This is a genomic window from Paenibacillus sp. ALJ109b (assembly GCF_010747435.1).
Classification (GTDB): domain Bacteria; phylum Bacillota; class Bacilli; order Paenibacillales; family Paenibacillaceae; genus Paenibacillus; species Paenibacillus taichungensis.
On record NZ_JAAIFP010000037.1, the window covers coordinates 15,697 to 32,833 of the forward strand.

Here is a 17,137-nt window from a genome sequence, read left to right on the forward strand (position 1 = left end):
ATATCATCTTTTCAGTGAATTGTTGTGCGGAAAATTGGACAGATGTTCGGGGGATGAACAAAGGGACACTTTCCGATGAAACAACATTACTTTCATGAATCAGTCTCGCTGAGTCTCCGTTAACGGAGAGCGGGGGAACCAATAGGGCTTAAACATCGGTGTTTGCAGCCGATGCGCAACATGCGCTGACCCAAAAGCAGCGTATGAATCTGCGAAGCCGTATTTGATTTCTTCTTTGGGTCTCGGGGTGAATTCAAGGGCGTCCGCCATGAGCGGATGACCGGAGATAGGGCGGCTCTCTTTCGCCCGAACCCGACAGCTAACCTCGCAAGCGGAAAAAGAGAGGCAACCTCGTGCATGAATTTCCGATATTCAGAATCATTCGGAAGCCACGAAAGAGTTCCTCTTAAACTCTTTCTTTGGCTTTTTTGTTTTTGAATAAAAGAAATACTGTCATCATACGGTAAGTATTCAGGAGGATGACATCATGTTGCGAAGATTGATTCATGGTGCAGAACCGGATTATGTTGGTCCGATCTGTGTTCTGTAGAAAATTTGGTATAGTCGCGTCAAAGACATCATGCATTACTTTAGACGGCGAGGCTATGAAGGAGGACGGAGAAGTGGGCACATTCCAACCAGAAGAGACCCATGAGTCACGATCATCCAGTAAGTCTTTCGCGTTGCGGTGGAAGCATGAGAACATGCGTCAAATGGCATTGATCGCGATTTTCTCAATTGCGCTTACAATCATGATCTTGTTAGTCGTTTACGGTCAGGCCGGGAAACAAATTTCACTGGTTATTGATGGCAAGGCTCAAGCGGTAGAGACTCGTACAGGAATGCTTCAGGAAATGCTGGAGGAGCAGTCAATCACAGTCAGCCCTCACGATCAGGTATCCATGCCCTTGAATGGGGCGATTACAGATGGAGACCGCATCGTTATTGAGCGGGCCGTTCCAGTTAAGATTACGGCAGACGGAGACACCAAGACTCTGTATACAACCGATTCATCGGTAAAAGATGCGATTAAAAAATCAGGTATTCAGATTGCAAGTGAAGACAAAGTGTATCCGGCGCTTGGAACCACTATCGAAGCGGATATGAAAATTCGTGTAGTGCGGGTAACAAAGCGTACGGTGGAAGTGGAACAGCCGATTGCTTATAAAGTGATCAAAACGGCTGACCCTAGCTTGTACAAAGGCGACAATCGTGTCATTGTGAGCGGTAAAGAAGGCACGCTTGTACAGCATATTGAAAAGGTGTTCCAGGATGGAGAATTGGTTTCCAAAAAAATGGTGGGTAAATCGGTCGCAACGAATCGCGTTGATAAAGTGATCGCCGTTGGTACCAAAGCCAAACCTGTTGTGAAAGAGCCAGTGATTCAGACGGTATCAGCGCAGACTTCCACGACAAAAACAGCAACAACCACGAACTCGAAGAAAACCGCTGCCTCGGGCAGCAAAGTAATTACCGTCTCAGGAAGTTCTTTTAAATATTCTAAAGTGTTAAAAAATGTATCCATGACGGCATACTCTTCTGAAGAGCCCGGTATCGGCACAAAAACAGCATCAGGTACTCGGGTCACCGAGGGACGTACCATTGCAGTTGATCCCAAAGTCATTCCAATTGGCTGGTGGGTGTATATCGAGGGCCTTGGCTTCCGTCGTGCGGAAGACACAGGTGGTGCCATTAAAGGCAACAAAATTGATGTGTATTATGATAGTGTGAAGCATGCCCTGAACTTCGGACGGAAGAAAGGCAAGACGGTATATGTGATTGGTCCGGTGAAGCCGGAAGCGAACTAAAATCGTTTTACTTTGAAATGGGAATGCTATAAAATATAAGCATGAATGATTCATGCGGAATATGCGGCGGAGGGGTCTGAATTCAGTCTCCCCCGCCGTTTGGCAGAGAAGAGGATATTCCTCTTCTTTTTGCGTTAGAAAGGAAGAAATGGAACATGATAAAAGAAGTGATCGTGGTAGAAGGTCGTGATGACACCGTAGCCATTCGACGTGCGGTTCAGGCAGATACGATCGAGACTGGTGGATCTGCCATCAACCAGCGCATTCTAAAGCGGATTGCACTTGCTCAAGAGAGACGTGGTGTCATCGTACTGACAGATCCGGATCATGCTGGTGAACGTATTCGTAAGATCATCGCCAATAAAGTACCTGGTTGCAAGCATGCTTTCATTCCGGAGGCAGATGCTACGCGCAAGGGCGACATCGGAGTGGAGAACGCCTCACCGGAGGCGATTCGTCATGCACTGGCTCGTGTACACACGTCATATGAAGGCGCCCCAAGTCTGATCGATTGGGAGGATCTGATTGCGGCGGGACTGATTGTGCACCCACAGGCTGCTGCACGTCGTATGGAGATGGGCAATCTGCTGGGTATAGGTTATTGCAACGGCAAGCAGTTCCACAAGCGGTTGAGTGTATTCCAGATTACCCGGGAAGAATTCTCCGAAGCATTATCGCAAATTGAACGTGAAGGATTGTGAGCGTATGAAAGGCATGGAAGGAACCGTAGAGATTGCAACACCCAAACGAACCAAAGAAATTATTCAAAGACACGGATTTTCATTCAAGAAGAGCCTGGGTCAGAACTTTCTGATCGATCAAAATATACTTAACAAAATTGTAAATGCAGCTGATCTGGACGAGTCCAAGGGCGCACTGGAGATCGGACCAGGTATTGGCGCACTCACAGAACGCCTGGCTCGTGTAGCTGGTCCTGTTACGGCTGTAGAGATTGATCAGAGATTGATCCCGATTCTGGGTGAAGTGATGCAGCCTTATCCGAATGTTCGTGTGCATCACGGGGACGTGCTGAAGCTGGATCTAGCCGAGCTGTTCCGCACTGATTTTGGAACGGTAGATAAAGTGAGTGTTGTTGCCAATCTGCCTTACTATGTAACGACACCAATCATGATGAAGCTGCTCGAAGAGAAGCTGCCTGTAGACAGCATTGTAGTCATGATCCAGAAGGAAGTGGCCGAACGCATGGCTGCTTCACCGGGATCAAAGGACTATGGCAGTCTGAGCATTGCGGTTCAGTACTACAGTATGCCGGAATTGGTCTGTATTGTTCCGCCCACGGTTTTCATTCCGCAGCCTAATGTGGAATCGGCAGTAATCAAGTTAAAGGTGCGTGAGCAACCACCGGTTGAAGTTCCCGACGAGGCACATTTCTTCGAAGTGGTACAGGCTTCCTTCGCGCAGCGTAGAAAAACAATCTCAAATAATTTGAAAGCTCGTTTCTTCACAAAGGAGAACAGAGAACAGGCTGATCAGCTGTTGGAGCAGGCCGGTATTCAACCTTCAAGACGGGGAGAAACATTGAGCCTGCAGGAGTATGCAACACTCTGTACCGTAATGTGGGAAGCTGGAGTACGTGCAGCTCTGTAAAATTCGGATGAACCAATCCGGGTTTTTGCCCATACGATGGGGTAGAGGTGATTATGTTGATGAATATCGGAGACTTGGTCGTTCGAAAGTCATACGGTGGAGATGTGACTTTTCGGGTGCAAGGCCTCCAGTCGGACGGTGCCATCATTAAAGGGACCGAGTTCCGGCTGTTAGCCGATTCCCCTGTGGACGATTTGATACAGGTTCCTTATGAACCGCAGAGTGCGAAGACGAGGCAGGCTCACGTGAAGGCACATCAAACGCTCTCACGCCTGCAGCAGAATCGAATGGAACAGGCTGAGCGCAATCGTGAAGGTTTGGTTCAGGAATGGTCTGTTCAACAAGAGCCTGCTTATTTTGAGATGCCTGGCAAAGTACTGCACTTGGATGGCGATCCTAATTATCTAAAAAAAAGCATGAACCTTTATGAGCAGCTTCGTGTTCCCGCAGAGGGGCAATATGTACATGAGTCTGCCATGGCCGACACTTTATATCGTCTGCTGCCGAAAGTGCGTCCGGACATCGTTGTCATTACTGGCCATGATGGAGTACTCAAGACCCGTCAGCCCTATGACTTATACAGTCTGGGCAGCTACAAAAATTCGCAAAACTTCGTATCTGCTATTCAGGTGGCTAGGCAATATGAGCGTCATCTTGATGCGCTCACGATTGTAGCTGGCGCGTGTCAGTCCCACTTTGAGGCCTTGCTGCGGGCTGGAGCTAACTTTGCCAGTTCACCAGGCCGAATTCTCATTCATGCTCTGGACCCAGTTTATGTGGCAGCCAAGGCAGCCTTCACGTCGGTGCGGGAAACCGTGAACATGAATGACATTTTGCATAACACAATTAGTGGTAGTCAGGGTGTGGGGGGCGTAGAGACACGGGGAAGTTATCGCGTAGGTCTGCCCGGATTGAATGATTTATCCACGTTAAAAGTGAATCCATCAGCCGTCTGAAGATGGCAGAAGAAAGTCCCATTTAGGGGCTTTTTTTGTTTGCAAAAAAATTCATTGACAACAACTTTTTGATACTGATATAATAATTAGTTTTGATTTGACAATGACTGTAAAATCCGGTATAATGGACAAGAAAAGAGGTGGTCGTCGACAATGGCTAAAAATACGCTATTGGATATCAAACGCAATCTCGATGCACATATCGGTCAGAAAATTATGCTGCGGGCTAATGGTGGCCGCCGTAAGACCATTGAGCGTACGGGTGTATTGGAAGAAACGTACCCTTCTGTTTTTATTGTCAAGCTTGATGAGGAGCAAGAAACTTTCAAGCGAGTATCCTACAGTTATGCTGATATACTTACGGAATCGGTGGAAGTCATGGTATTTGATCCAGGCAGCCAGACGCATAGCTCCTACATGGAGACGTAAGTATCGATTTACGGCGATTCTGCCCCCTTGGGCAGGTCGCTTTTTTTATTTTTGCAATAATCCCGCTCGATTCATCGGAGAGGCATAGTTGATCAGGAATGAGTCTGGGGAAGAAGCGGCATACTATTTGGACAGGTTCAAGGCATTTTTCTTGGCCTGGGGGCAAATAGTCCCGAATACGAATGGACTTATCATGAATGAACTATTTCGAGGAGGATGACCCATGAGCCGGAGAAGAAGAAGTGTAATGTCGGATGAACTCAAGAATGAACTGGCAAAAGACCTGGGGTTCTATGATACCGTCCAGCAGGAAGGTTGGGGCGGGATCAAAGCGAAGGATGCGGGCAATATGGTGAAACGGGCCATTCAACTTGCGGAAGAAGCGGCACGCAAATCGTAATCCGGTTCAATCGGTTTGGAGAGCGGGGCAATCCGGCAGGAATGACCTCGCTTTTTCCCCATGGATACGGAATAGAAATGACTTGACAGCCCCATTTTGATATAATATGTTAAGTTGTCTTAGGGAAAAGGTGAGGACGGGTGAACGCCTTGAAAATTTACGAAAAAGCGCCTGCTAAAATCAATTTGATGCTAGACGTTTTACATAAAAGAAGAGATGGATTTCACGAAGTTGAGATGATCATGACGATGGTGGATCTTGCCGATCGACTGGAAATGTCTGAGCTTCCTCGTGACACGATCTTTATCTCCAGTCAGGCGGGATATATCCCCCTGGATGAGAAGAACCTGGCTTTTCAGGCAGCCAGGCTTATCAAAGAGCGTTATGATGTGAAAACTGGAGTTCATATTCATCTAGACAAAAAAATACCGGTGGCCGCCGGACTTGCTGGTGGCAGCAGTGATGCAGCAGCAACGCTGCGTGGATTGAATCGCCTTTGGCGTCTCAACATCCCGGATCAAGAGCTTCAGGAGCTCGGAGCCGAACTGGGGTCTGATGTGCCTTTCTGCATTACAGGTGGAACAGCACTCGCTACAGGCCGTGGGGAGAAACTGACACCGATGCCGAATCCGCCTCAATGTTGGGTGATTTTGGCCAAGCCGCCGATTAATGTGTCTACAGCCGACGTCTATGGACGTTTCCGCAGCGACAAGATTGTTCGTCATCCGAGTGCTGCCAAAATGGAGCAGGCCATTCGCAACCAATCCTTTGCCGAAGTGTGTGGGCAGATGGGGAATGTGCTTGAGGACGTAACGTTGAAGCTGTATCCGGAAGTTCAGCATCTGAAAGATGCCATGATTCGGCTTGGAGCAGACGGAGTATTAATGTCAGGCAGTGGTCCAACCGTGTTTGGGCTAGTCTCCAAAGAGTCCAAGGTTGCCCGAGTCTACAATGGACTGCGAGGCTTCTGTAAAGAAGTGTATGCCGTACGTATGCTAACTTAATATTCGCTTTTATAATGTACAAACACGTATAAAGGTGGTATATTTTTAAATAATTATTCGGATTTGGATGTTTTCCGTGATCGTGAGGATGGATCTCTGTGAAGAAATTAAAACGAAGCGCAAGGCTGGTTGAAATGACGCAGTACTTATTGTCTAGACCGCATACGGTTATTCCGTTGACCACATTTGCCGAACGCTATGGAGCTGCGAAGTCGTCGATCAGTGAAGATTTGGCGATTATCAAGGAAGTGTTCGAAGAAGGTGGTTCGGGAGAACTGCATACACTGGCTGGAGCAGCCGGGGGGGTAAAGTGGATTCCAAAGGTGTCCAGAGAACTGGCACTGGCTTTTGCAGAACGACTTTCTACCCAGCTCGCGCAGCCGGACCGGATACTCCCTGGTGAATATCTGTACATGTCCGACCTGCTTGGACAGCCCGCATTGATGAATGAAGCCGGCAAGATTTTTGCAACGGCCTTTGGCAATATGAATATTGATGTGGTGATGACGGTCGAAACCAAAGGGATTCCACTTGCTTATGCGACCGGAGCCCAGCTCAACCTGCCTGTAGTGCTCGTGCGCAGGGACCATCAGGCTACGGAAGGATCGGCCGTAAGTATCAATTATGTATCCGGGTCCCATAAAAGCCTACATACCATGTCCCTATCTCGCAGGGCAATGCGTGAGCACTCCAGAGTGCTCATTGTAGATGATTTTATGAAAGCCGGGGGAACCGTCCAAGGGATGATCGACCTATTGGCCGAGTTTAATGCCACGGTAGCCGGGGTAGGCGTATTAGTAGAATCTGGATCGGTTGATTCAGAAGAACGACTGCTGACGGACTACATATCTCTGGCGAAGCTGACGGCGGTTGATGCGAAGAGCAGACACATTTCCGTCAAGCCTGGCAACTATTTTGACCTGTAGAATCATGACGAATTACATGTCGGGAAAGGTTCTTTTCCATCGACCTGGCACTAACGATGTCGAATTGTGTATTAAATAAAAAAATTCCTGAAATTAGGACATTTTTGTGGTTATAAAAAGAAGGAGTTCGTATAGGCTGTGTGGAATTATACACCAAGTTCTGATGGAAAAAGGTGGTGAACACACACATGCAAATTACGGATGTCAGACTCCGCCGTGTTAACTCTGAGGGGAGAATGAAGGCTATCGCATCCATTACCATCGATAACGAATTCGTCGTTCATGACATTCGCGTCATCGATGGCAATAACGGAATGTTTGTTGCTATGCCGAGCAAGCGGACTCCTGACGGAGAATTCCGTGATATCGCCCACCCGATCTCTTCCGGTACTCGCGAGAAGATTCAAGCAGCTGTTTTGACTGAGTATGATCGCGCAGCAACTGAGGAAGAAGTCATTGAAGAAGGTGCCTGAGAACATTATTGGGGTTCGAAGGAAAAGAGAGCCATGTCTTATGGCTCTCTTTTCTTTTTGACCGGAATAAGATATATTCAGTATTGAGTTTATTCACAGAAGAGCATTTTCGCAGCTTAAGTGTTGCAAAATGTTGAAAGAACAAAAAGCGCAGCGTGCGCTTGGTAACAGGGCGGCATCTTAGGAATCATGGGAATCGGTTAAGCTCGCAGGTACACGGCGTATACATATAGGTCACGATTTGTTGGTGTCCGCGTTGTTACGCGTGATTACAGAGACAGCAGGCGATGAACAAGACCGGCGCAGAGCCGGCTGAACGTTACTCATCGGATATATACAGGTAAGGTCAAACGATGGGTTTTTCAGAACAGGAGGTCGTAAATTTTGAAAAGAATGGCAATCGTTCTTGCTGCAGGGCAAGGCAAACGGATGAAATCGAAATTGTACAAGGTACTGCATCCCGTATGCGGTAAACCGATGGTGGGTCACGTGTTGGATGCAGCTCTTCGCGCAGGCGTTGAACGCAGCGTCGTTGTGGTCGGTCATGGTGCCGAAGCGGTGCAGTCATTTTTGGGTTCCAGAGCAGAGTACGTGCTTCAGGCTGAACAATTGGGAACAGGACATGCGGTGAAGCAGGTTAAATCTCTGCTCGGCAGTGAAGCAGGGTCAACCATTGTTGTCTGTGGAGATACACCACTTGTGACCAGCGAGACGCTGGAAGGACTGATGAAGCTCCATGAGAGCCGTGGAGCAGCAGCAACGGTTCTCACAGCTGAACTGGACAATCCTAAAGGGTACGGCCGCGTTATTCGCGGAGAAGATGGTTCTGTACAACGTATTGTGGAACAGAAGGATTGCACGGAGCAGGAAGATGCTGTGAACGAAATCAATACAGGTACGTACTGCTTCGATAATGCCAAGTTGTTCGCAGCTTTGGAGAAAGTGACGAACCAGAATGCTCAGGGAGAGTATTATCTCACTGACGTGGTTGGCATTTTCCGTAATGATGGAGAAGTGGTGGAAGCATACATGTCAGATGACATCGCGGAATCCATCGGAGTTAATGATAGACTTGCCCTTTCACAAGCAGAAGCGTTCATGCGTGAACGTTTGGCGGTAAAACATATGTTGAACGGTGTTACGATCATCGATCCGGCATCGACATATATCGGGGCGGATGTTACCATTGGATCAGATACAGTATTGTATCCGGGTACCATACTCAAAGGTACAACTACCATTGGCGAAGCATGCCATATTGGTCCTCAGGCAGATGTGGAAGACAGTATCATTCAGGATGGGGTTACAATCAAGCATTCTGTACTGTCACAAGCCGAGGTTGGATCAGAAGCAACTGTAGGTCCATTTGCTTATTTGCGTCCAGGCACCAAACTGGGCCGCAAAGTAAAAATTGGTGACTTTGTTGAAGTGAAAAATGCTACAATTGATGAAGGCTCCAAAGTATCTCATCTCAGTTATATTGGGGATGCTAAAGTAGGGAAAAACGTAAATGTTGGATGTGGGGCAATAACGGTGAATTATGATGGATATAATAAAGCTGTAACGACGATTGAAGATGATGCGTTCGTAGGCAGCAATGTCAATCTGATTGCACCTGTCACGGTAGGAAAAGGCGCATATGTTGTTGCGGGCTCTACCGTTACCCATTCTGTTCCCGAAAACGATCTTGCGATTGCCCGCCCACGCCAGGAGAACAAACCTGGATATGCGGAGAAAATTCGTGGTCGTGCCAAAGCTAAGAAACAAAATGCCAAACCCGAATAAGGGGTATTGATATTAAGAATTGCCTCCCGAACATCGGGGGGTGCCGACATGTCGCAGACGCTTATAGATTCCAATGAACCAGCACGGAGGGTTTTTATTTTATGACTTATTTTGATTCGAAATTAAAAATATTTACTTGCAATTCTAACCCCAAGCTTGCCCATCAAATTGCTGATTATATCGGAATTCCTATGGGTGAATCTCACACAACCAGCTTCAGTGATGGTGAGATCCAAGTGAAACTCTCTGAGAGTGTTCGGGGCTGTCACGTTTATATCGTGCAGTCTACTTGCTTGCCGGTTAATGACAACCTGATGGAAATGCTCGTTATGATTGATGCACTTAAACGGGCATCTGCCAAGACGATTAACGTCGTTATTCCGTACTATGGCTATGCTAGACAGGACCGTAAGGCCCGTTCGCGTGACCCGATTACAGCCAAACTGGTTGCTAACCTGATCGAAAAAGCGGGTGCAACCCGTGTAATCGCGATGGACTTGCATGCAATGCAGATTCAAGGATTCTTCGATATTCCGGTCGATCATCTGCTCGGCGTGCCGATTTTGGCTCAATATTTCCGCTCGAAACAGATCGAAAATCCGGTTGTTGTATCGCCTGACCACGGCGGCGTAGTACGCGCTCGGAAACTGGCGGACTTCCTGAATGCACCTCTCGCAATTATCGACAAACGTCGTCCAGAGCCGAACGTCAGCGAAGTGATGAACATTATCGGTAACATCGAAGGTAAAACAGCAATTCTGATCGATGACATCATTGATACAGCGGGAACGATTGTACTAGGAGCGAATGCTCTGATGGAAGGCGGCGTGAAGGAAGTATACGCTTGCTGTACTCACCCGGTATTGTCCGGACCTGCGATGGAACGCTTGGAGAATGCACCGCTGAAGGAAGTAATCGTAACGGATACCATTCCGATTACGCATGCTAACCCGACAAGCAAACTTAAAGTGTTGTCTGTAGCACCTTTGCTCGGAGAAGCCATTATCCGGGTTCATGAGGAATTGTCAATCAGCAAGCTGTTTGAAATTGAATAAGGATGTCTGCATAAAGTAGTAGAGGGGTTACGTTTTCCGGATCAATGGAAAATGTAACCCCTGTCGGCGTGCCGTTATATTGGGAGTGAAACAGTGCCTGCCGAATTTCTAATATCCGGGGCGGGAGATAAAACGGAACCGGCGCCGATGAAAAAGAGTGTCGGCAATTTCGACAAATTGATTATCGAAACGTGTGATTAGTCCGATCTCAATATGGGTGTCGCGGTCATATACCTGTACAGGTACGTGATATTCCAGATGATAGATAAAATCGCTATGTTGAGTCAGTTGTCCGTTGTCTTCGCGCAAAACCCGCTCACCTTCCTGGGTTGATGAATAAAAGCTGTAAACATGATATAAGTTGAAACTGGCGTTTACACCAAAACGGAGAGTGCAGAACCAATCTGAAGAAGCGGAGCGTGCGCCTGAAAGCTTTCTGCAAGAAAGCTACATCGGAAGCATCTGTTATCACCGGATTTTTCCCTTGGATCAAGGGAATAAAGAAAATCTGGGGATAAGAGCGATCGAAAGATGGTACTGCAATCGGAGTGATTAGGTGTAATAATCGTTCAAATTATATAACCAATTCGAATCTCACTTTGTTGATATTATATGAAATATAACATTCGAAGTCTATGCTTCACCTTAGGCTGATCCGAAGGAGGGAACAAGATGAAGTGGATTGTCGGCCTCGGAAATCCAGGCCCGAACTACGCTAAAACCCGTCATAATATCGGCTTTATGGCACTTGATCGACTTGCAGAGCGGCATAATATCTCCATAACGCAGAGCAAATGCAAGGCGCTGATTGGAGAAGGTGTAATTGGTGGCGTCAAAACGGTGCTGATTAAACCAATGACTTTTATGAACCTGTCCGGTGAGTCGGTAAGGACTTATATGGATTTTTATAAAGTTAGTCTGGAAGACCTGATTGTCGTCTATGACGACATGGACACGGAAACAGGCAAAGTCAGATTGCGTTACCAAGGCAGTGCAGGTGGTCACAATGGAATCAAATCCATTATCCAGCATACCGGTACTCAGCAGTTTAACCGGGTACGGATGGGAATATCCCGACCAGAACCGGGACATGCCATTGTAGATTACGTACTGTCGAAGTTTATGAAGAACGAAAAGGAAGCACTCGAACAAACGATCGAACAGACCTGTGATGCATTGGAGTATAGTCTGGATCATACGTTTGAGCAGACGATGGCCAAGTTCAACGGATGAACCGCTGCAAGTGACACTGGGAAAATGATCAAGATTCGGGTTCGATTCGGTCTTAATGGGCATACTGGACGTATAAACCATGTTCAGGAGGCATAAACATGTCAGTGAATTATGTGTGTAGGCATTGCCGTACTTTTATTGGACGAATCGATTCTGCCCGGATAACGGAAGCGCAATTAGGCTTTCATTTCTTGACCCCCGACGAGCGGAGGGATATAATAGCGTATAATTCCGGTGGCGATATAACCGTTCGGATTACATGTGATTATTGCAAAGAAGCTCTGGAATTCAATCCTGAGCTGAGCCTGCTTGCGAGTCCGCTTCAGTAATTAACTCGTCCGCAGCAAGAACTTATGACAGATGATGGTGGCTGCGGAATACCGCTCCACCTTTATAGCCTTGGCAGCCTGCTGAGGCTTCTTTTCAGTTGGGATGAAACCAGACTATATCCAAATTACCTTTCAGCTACATCAAACGGATGTGGCAAAGAAGCGATTAATCCTTTATGATGAAACGGGACAAAAAGGAATTTGTATCCAATTTCTAATGTGGTGAACCTGCGCGCAGGCGTGAGATACTCAAGTAAGTTATAAGAGAGGTGCCCCTTTTGTTACAAGCACTTATACAGGCTTTTTCCAAAGATCCGGACTTCGGATCCATTACGGCCGGGATTACATCCGGTATGAAAGAGCAATTGGTTTCGGGCTTATCCGGTTCGGCGCGTCAGATTATGCTGGCTGCCTTACATCAGGAAATGAACAGACCCCTGCTCGTTGTGACACACAATATGTTTTCCGCTCAAAAAATCGCAGAAGATTTACAGGAAGCGCTTTCACCAGATCAGGTGCTGCTCTATCCTGCCAACGAACTTGTTGCCGCTGAAGCTGCTGTTTCCAGCCCGGAAACATTGGGTCAGCGTATTGACGTGTTGGTCCGTTGCGCCCAGGGATTCAGGGGCGTTGTTGTTATCCCATTTTCCGGGGTACGGCGCTATGTTCCACTTCCAGAAGTGATGGCTAATGCTCAGATTACCATTAAACAAGGCAAAACGCTGGAGCTCGATTCATTCCTGCTGGAGATGGTGAAGCTCGGATATGAACGTGTAGAGCGTGTAGAATCACGCGGCGAGATGAGCGTGCGTGGTGGAATTATTGACTTCTATCCAGTCACATCGTCCATTGCGTATCGTGTGGAATTATTCGATGATGAGATCGATTCCATTCGTACATTTGATCCTGCAGACCAGCGTTCCATTGAACGAATTGATGAAGTGACAGTTCTGCCGTGCAAAGAGTTAATTGCAGATCGCGAACGTATGGAGAAGGCTGCCGATGCAGCTGTTATTTTGCTTGATCAACAGTTGGAGAAAATGACGGATCGGCAGGCGAAACTGCGTCTGCGAGAAGAAATTCATCGCGAGATCGAACTTCTGCGGGAGCATGTGTATTTCTCCGAAATGTATAAATATATTTCACCGCTCTATCCGGAAAACAAGACGATCTACGACTACATGCCAGAAGATACGTTGCTGGTACTCGACGAGCCAGCAAGGCTCGCAGAGACGTCGAAACAGCTTGACCGGGATGAGTCGGAGTGGAATCTGCATCTGATGCAAAACGGGAAGACCCTTCCGGACCTGCATCTGTCGGCGGATGGGGATGATCTGATATATGAACGTCCATTCCAGACGCTGTTTATGTCCATCTTTTTGCGTCAGGTTCCTCATACCCAGCCGCAGAATATCCTCAACTTTATCAGCCGTGGAATGCAGGACTTTCATGGTCAGATGAACGTGCTCAAAGCAGAGATGGAGCGTTGGCAGAAAGCCGGAGTTCAGGTGCTCATGCTGGCTAACGGTGAGGAAAGACTCGATCGGATGCGCCGAGTACTCATGGACTATGATATCCCTGAGCCGGAGATGCTTATTGGCAACCTGCAAACCGGTTTTGAAATGCCTTCTATTCATCTGGCTGTCGTTACCGAAGGCGAGATGTTCTCACAGAAGCAGCGCAAAGTGCGCAAACCGATTCGCAATGTGGACAATGCTGAACGCATTAAATCCTATAGTGAGCTGAAAGTGGGCGATTATGTCGTTCACCAGAATCACGGGATTGGTAAGTATCTCGGGATCGGCACACTTGAGGTTGGCGGTATTCACAAGGATTACATGCATATTCTCTATGCAGGTGGAGACAAACTGTCTGTACCGATTGAGCAGATTGATCTAATTCAGAAATATGTCGGTTCGGAAGAGAAAGAGCCGAAAATATATAAGCTGGGCGGTAATGAGTGGACACGGGTTAAAAATAAAGTCCGCACATCTGTACAGGATATTGCTGATGATCTAATCAAGCTTTATGCGGAACGCCAGACGTCAAAAGGCTTCGGCTTCGACAAAGACTCTGCGGAACAGCAAGAGTTCGAGGACATGTTCCCTTATGATGAGACACGGGATCAGGTGCGTGCCATCGAAGAAATCAAGAAGGATATGGAACAAAATCGTCCGATGGACCGTTTATTGTGTGGGGATGTCGGTTACGGCAAAACCGAGGTTGCGATCCGTGCTGCATTTAAAGCTGCCATCGAGGGGAAACAGGTTGCTGTATTAGTCCCTACCACCATTTTGGCACAGCAGCATTATGAAACGTTCCGTGAGCGTTTCTCGGGTTATCCATTCAACATTCATGTACTTAGCCGATTCCGTTCACGTAAAGAACAGAACGAGACAGCCAAAGGCATTAAGGCAGGCACCGTCGATATCGTTATTGGTACTCATCGGTTATTGTCACAGGATCTAGTCTTCAAGGATCTTGGCCTGTTAATTGTAGATGAAGAGCAGCGCTTCGGTGTAACGCACAAGGAAAAACTGAAAAAGCTAAAAACAAACGTGGATGTGCTGACACTGACAGCGACGCCGATTCCGCGTACCCTTCACATGTCCATGCTGGGCGTTCGGGATCTGTCGGTTATCGAGACACCGCCAGAAAACCGTTTTCCGGTACAGACGTATGTCGTTGAACACAGTCAGGCGCTTGTTCGTGAAGCGATTGAGCGTGAATTGGCTCGTGGCGGTCAGGTCTACTACTTGTATAACCGTGTGCAGGGAATTCAAGAGATGGCTGCGGAAATTTCCGAATTGGTACCTGAGGCCAAGGTTGGTGTGGGGCATGGCCAGATGTCGGAAACGGAACTGGAGAAAACCATTCTGGACTTCCTGGATGGTGAATATGACGTGCTCGTCAGCACTAGCATCATCGAGACCGGGGTGGATATTCCTAATGTAAATACTCTGATCGTGCATGACGCGGACAAAATGGGTCTTTCCCAGCTGTACCAGCTGCGTGGACGGGTGGGACGTTCCAACCGGATCGCGTATGCCTATTTCACGTACCAACGGGACAAAGTGCTGACCGAAGTTGCTGAGAAACGTCTGCAATCGATTAAGGAATTCACCGAACTGGGTTCGGGATTCAAGATCGCGATGCGTGATTTGTCGATCCGCGGCGCGGGTAATCTGCTCGGAGCTGAACAGCACGGCTTTATTGCGTCTGTCGGATTCGATCTGTATTCTCAGATGCTGGCAGAGGAAATTAACAAACGTAAAGTTACGATGCTTGGCGAAGAGCCGGTGCCATCCGATCAGTGGAACACAACGCTGGATCTCAGTATCGATGCGTACTTGCCGTCTGATTATATTTATGACAGTATTCAGAAGATTGAAATTTATAAAAAAGTGGCGGTTATTGCCTCCTTCGACGATGCAATGGAACTGGAAGACGAATTGGTTGACCGATTCGGAGATCTGCCGGAAGCCGTGATTAATCTGCTGGCGGTGGCCAGAATGAAAGTCTATGGCAAGATCTACGGTATTGAATCCATCTCCCAACGCGGAGATGATCTTACAGTGAAGTTCTATGAAGGCCGAGAACATGCATTTGAGCTCTCAAAAATCGCACACATTGGAAATCAGTTCGAAAGACGTGTACAATTTGAACAAGGACCCCATATGCTTATTCATGTCAAGGGCAAAGGGCTTGGGGACAAGCAACTGATGGAGCTGGTAGAGAAATTTCTGGAGTCCATGAAAAGTGCTTTTAAATCAAAGGGGGAACTAAAGGATGTTAGCAAAGTATAAAAAAGTAGGGAAAGTACTGTCTGTGAGTATGGTAGCAGTACTGTCCCTATCACTGCTTGCTGCTTGTGGCAAGAAGGAAGAAGCGACAACGGAAACGAAGGATACAAGTGCTGTAGTCGCTACGTATGAAGGCGGTACAATTACAGCCAATGAATTTGACATGGAGCAACGGGTCATGAAATTCCTCTATCCGGAATATGCACAAATGATGGATATGGATGATTTCAAGGAGTACCTGGTAAAACAGGAAGTTGCATATGAATATTTGAGTGGAAAAGCAAGTGATGCAGCCAAAACCGAAGGTGCAAAAACAGCGACAGAACAATTCGACAAAATGAAAGCTTCTGTTCAAGCTGACCAATGGACTGAGATGCTGAAAGCTCAGAATCTGACAGACCAGAACATTAAGGATTACATGACTCGCATCATGACGGTAATTAAGGACAAAGAAACTGGCGTTACTGAAGATGCGATTAAAGCTGAATTTGAGAAAAATAAAGATCAGTTCACAACGGCGTCTGTTCGTCACGTACTGATCAACTTTACTGATCCAAAAACGCAAAAAGAGCGTAAAAAGGAAGATGCTCTGAAACTTGCGAAAGAAGTGAAAGCGAAATTGGACGGCGGAGCAGACTTTGCTGAAATTGCGAAGAAATACTCCGAAGACACAGGTTCTGCAGAAAAAGGCGGATTGTATGAAGATACACCTGTAGCCAGCTGGGTAGATGCGTTCAAGGAAGCAGCCAAAACGCTACCATTGAACAAAATCAGTGATCCTGTAGAGACTGAATATGGTTATCACGTTATGAAAGTGGAGAAACGTACAGAAGCGGATTACACGAAATTGACTGCTGAGCAAAAAGAAACACTCAAAAGCCAATTGGCCGCTGCTGAGATCGATACATTCATGACCAGCGAACTGGACAAAATCGTAAAAGAAGTAAAACTGCCGAAAACAGACAAGGCTGAAGAAGGTACTACTGAAGGCACAACCGGTACAGGAACTGGTACTGAGGGTGAAAAAACCGATGCAGGTACCGATACCAAAACGGATCAAGGAACAACTGGAACCGACAAGGATACAAAAACAGATGAAAGTACAGATACAAGCGGTAAGTAAGATAGCGAATGCGTACATCTAGCCAATACGTTTGTCTAGGTGATACACTGAACGCTTCAAATATGGACAACCATACAGAAAAGCAAGAGGGGGACTTAAGGCCTCCCTCTTGCTTTTCCTTGTATCTATGGAGCAAAGTGGGTACATGGTCGCCTTCTGTGGAAGTTTACACAACTATATTCTCCAAAGTATGTATAAGGAAATG

At 47.1% G+C, this 17,137-nt stretch carries 16 protein-coding genes and 1 riboswitch; of the genes, 15 read left to right on the forward strand and 1 reads right to left on the reverse strand.

Going from position 1 to position 17,137, the window contains the following annotated elements; genetic code table 11:
* Window positions 1–96: 96 nt before the first annotated feature.
* Window positions 97–350: riboswitch (cyclic di-AMP (ydaO/yuaA leader) on the forward strand.
* A 273-nt stretch (window positions 351–623) separates the two neighbouring features.
* From G3352_RS28875 to G3352_RS28925, 11 genes are all read left to right on the forward strand, one after another.
* Window positions 624–1,808, forward strand: coding sequence for a 3D domain-containing protein (locus G3352_RS28875; protein WP_076292113.1), 1,185 nt, complete (start codon window positions 624–626; stop codon window positions 1,806–1,808).
* Window positions 1,809–1,963: 155 nt separating this feature from the next.
* Window positions 1,964–2,509: a ribonuclease M5 gene (gene rnmV, locus G3352_RS28880; protein ID WP_024633704.1), complete on the forward strand. Its 546-nt coding sequence runs from the start codon at window positions 1,964–1,966 to the stop codon at window positions 2,507–2,509.
* A 13-nt stretch (window positions 2,510–2,522) separates the two neighbouring features.
* Window positions 2,523–3,416, forward strand: a complete 894-nt coding sequence (gene rsmA, locus G3352_RS28885; protein ID WP_163761495.1) for a 16S rRNA (adenine(1518)-N(6)/adenine(1519)-N(6))-dimethyltransferase RsmA — start codon at window positions 2,523–2,525, stop codon at window positions 3,414–3,416.
* A gap of 59 nt (window positions 3,417–3,475) precedes the next feature.
* Window positions 3,476–4,372, forward strand: a complete 897-nt coding sequence (gene yabG / locus G3352_RS28890) for a sporulation peptidase YabG (protein ID WP_163761496.1) — start codon at window positions 3,476–3,478, stop codon at window positions 4,370–4,372.
* 153 nt (window positions 4,373–4,525) lie between these two features.
* Window positions 4,526–4,801 (forward strand): biofilm formation stimulator Veg, encoded by a 276-nt coding sequence (veg, locus tag G3352_RS28895; RefSeq protein ID WP_053778931.1) that lies wholly within the window; start codon window positions 4,526–4,528, stop codon window positions 4,799–4,801.
* Between the two features lie 223 nt (window positions 4,802–5,024).
* Window positions 5,025–5,201, forward strand: a complete 177-nt coding sequence (locus G3352_RS28900; RefSeq protein WP_053778930.1) for a small, acid-soluble spore protein, alpha/beta type — start codon at window positions 5,025–5,027, stop codon at window positions 5,199–5,201.
* Window positions 5,202–5,350: 149 nt separating this feature from the next.
* Window positions 5,351–6,205: a 4-(cytidine 5'-diphospho)-2-C-methyl-D-erythritol kinase gene (ispE, locus tag G3352_RS28905; RefSeq protein ID WP_076292144.1), complete on the forward strand. Its 855-nt coding sequence runs from the start codon at window positions 5,351–5,353 to the stop codon at window positions 6,203–6,205.
* 98 nt (window positions 6,206–6,303) lie between these two features.
* Window positions 6,304–7,131 (forward strand): pur operon repressor, encoded by an 828-nt coding sequence (purR, locus tag G3352_RS28910; RefSeq protein WP_064641410.1) that lies wholly within the window; start codon window positions 6,304–6,306, stop codon window positions 7,129–7,131.
* 188 nt (window positions 7,132–7,319) lie between these two features.
* Window positions 7,320–7,604: a septation regulator SpoVG gene (gene spoVG / locus G3352_RS28915; RefSeq protein WP_017691372.1), complete on the forward strand. Its 285-nt coding sequence runs from the start codon at window positions 7,320–7,322 to the stop codon at window positions 7,602–7,604.
* A 393-nt stretch (window positions 7,605–7,997) separates the two neighbouring features.
* The gene (gene glmU / locus G3352_RS28920) at window positions 7,998–9,389 is read left to right on the forward strand and encodes a bifunctional UDP-N-acetylglucosamine diphosphorylase/glucosamine-1-phosphate N-acetyltransferase GlmU (RefSeq protein ID WP_205525115.1); all 1,392 of its coding nucleotides are present in this window, start codon (window positions 7,998–8,000) and stop codon (window positions 9,387–9,389) included.
* Window positions 9,390–9,490: 101 nt separating this feature from the next.
* On the forward strand, window positions 9,491–10,444 hold the full coding sequence (locus G3352_RS28925; RefSeq protein ID WP_017691370.1) for a ribose-phosphate diphosphokinase: 954 nt from the start codon (window positions 9,491–9,493) through the stop codon (window positions 10,442–10,444).
* Between the two features lie 108 nt (window positions 10,445–10,552).
* On the opposite strand, the gene G3352_RS28930 is transcribed toward G3352_RS28925, so the two are convergent.
* Window positions 10,553–10,753, reverse strand: a complete 201-nt coding sequence (locus tag G3352_RS28930) for a hypothetical protein (protein ID WP_024633712.1) — start codon at window positions 10,751–10,753, stop codon at window positions 10,553–10,555.
* A gap of 363 nt (window positions 10,754–11,116) precedes the next feature.
* Here G3352_RS28930 and pth point away from each other — a divergent pair, with 363 nt between their 5' ends.
* From pth to G3352_RS28950, 4 genes are all read left to right on the forward strand, one after another.
* A complete protein-coding gene (pth, locus tag G3352_RS28935; RefSeq protein WP_163761478.1) occupies window positions 11,117–11,677 on the forward strand; it encodes an aminoacyl-tRNA hydrolase in 561 nt (186 codons plus the stop codon).
* Window positions 11,678–11,775: 98 nt separating this feature from the next.
* The gene (gene fin, locus G3352_RS28940; protein ID WP_024633714.1) at window positions 11,776–12,006 is read left to right on the forward strand and encodes an anti-sigma-F factor Fin; all 231 of its coding nucleotides are present in this window, start codon (window positions 11,776–11,778) and stop codon (window positions 12,004–12,006) included.
* Between the two features lie 278 nt (window positions 12,007–12,284).
* On the forward strand, window positions 12,285–15,812 hold the full coding sequence (gene mfd / locus G3352_RS28945; RefSeq protein ID WP_163761479.1) for a transcription-repair coupling factor: 3,528 nt from the start codon (window positions 12,285–12,287) through the stop codon (window positions 15,810–15,812).
* Window positions 15,796–16,932, forward strand: coding sequence for a peptidylprolyl isomerase (locus G3352_RS28950; RefSeq protein WP_163761480.1), 1,137 nt, complete (start codon window positions 15,796–15,798; stop codon window positions 16,930–16,932). Before mfd ends, G3352_RS28950 begins: the two co-directional genes overlap by 17 nt.
* The last annotated feature ends 205 nt before the right edge of the window (window positions 16,933–17,137 follow it).

Excerpts from the sequence above, each read along its gene's own strand:
- rsmA (WP_163761495.1), top strand. The coding sequence starts at position 2,523 with ATGGAAGGAACCGTAGAGATTGCAACACCCAAACGAACCAAAGAAATT.
- glmU (WP_205525115.1), top strand. The coding sequence starts at position 7,998 with ATGGCAATCGTTCTTGCTGCAGGGCAAGGCAAACGGATGAAATCGAAA.
- G3352_RS28925 (WP_017691370.1), top strand. The coding sequence starts at position 9,491 with ATGACTTATTTTGATTCGAAATTAAAAATATTTACTTGCAATTCTAAC.
- rnmV (WP_024633704.1), top strand. The coding sequence starts at position 1,964 with ATGATAAAAGAAGTGATCGTGGTAGAAGGTCGTGATGACACCGTAGCC.
- G3352_RS28900 (WP_053778930.1), top strand. The coding sequence starts at position 5,025 with ATGAGCCGGAGAAGAAGAAGTGTAATGTCGGATGAACTCAAGAATGAA.
- spoVG (WP_017691372.1), top strand. The coding sequence starts at position 7,320 with ATGCAAATTACGGATGTCAGACTCCGCCGTGTTAACTCTGAGGGGAGA.
- veg (WP_053778931.1), top strand. The coding sequence starts at position 4,526 with ATGGCTAAAAATACGCTATTGGATATCAAACGCAATCTCGATGCACAT.
- G3352_RS28950 (WP_163761480.1), top strand. The coding sequence starts at position 15,796 with ATGTTAGCAAAGTATAAAAAAGTAGGGAAAGTACTGTCTGTGAGTATG.
- yabG (WP_163761496.1), top strand. The coding sequence starts at position 3,476 with ATGAATATCGGAGACTTGGTCGTTCGAAAGTCATACGGTGGAGATGTG.
- fin (WP_024633714.1), top strand. The coding sequence starts at position 11,776 with ATGTCAGTGAATTATGTGTGTAGGCATTGCCGTACTTTTATTGGACGA.
- pth (WP_163761478.1), top strand. The coding sequence starts at position 11,117 with ATGAAGTGGATTGTCGGCCTCGGAAATCCAGGCCCGAACTACGCTAAA.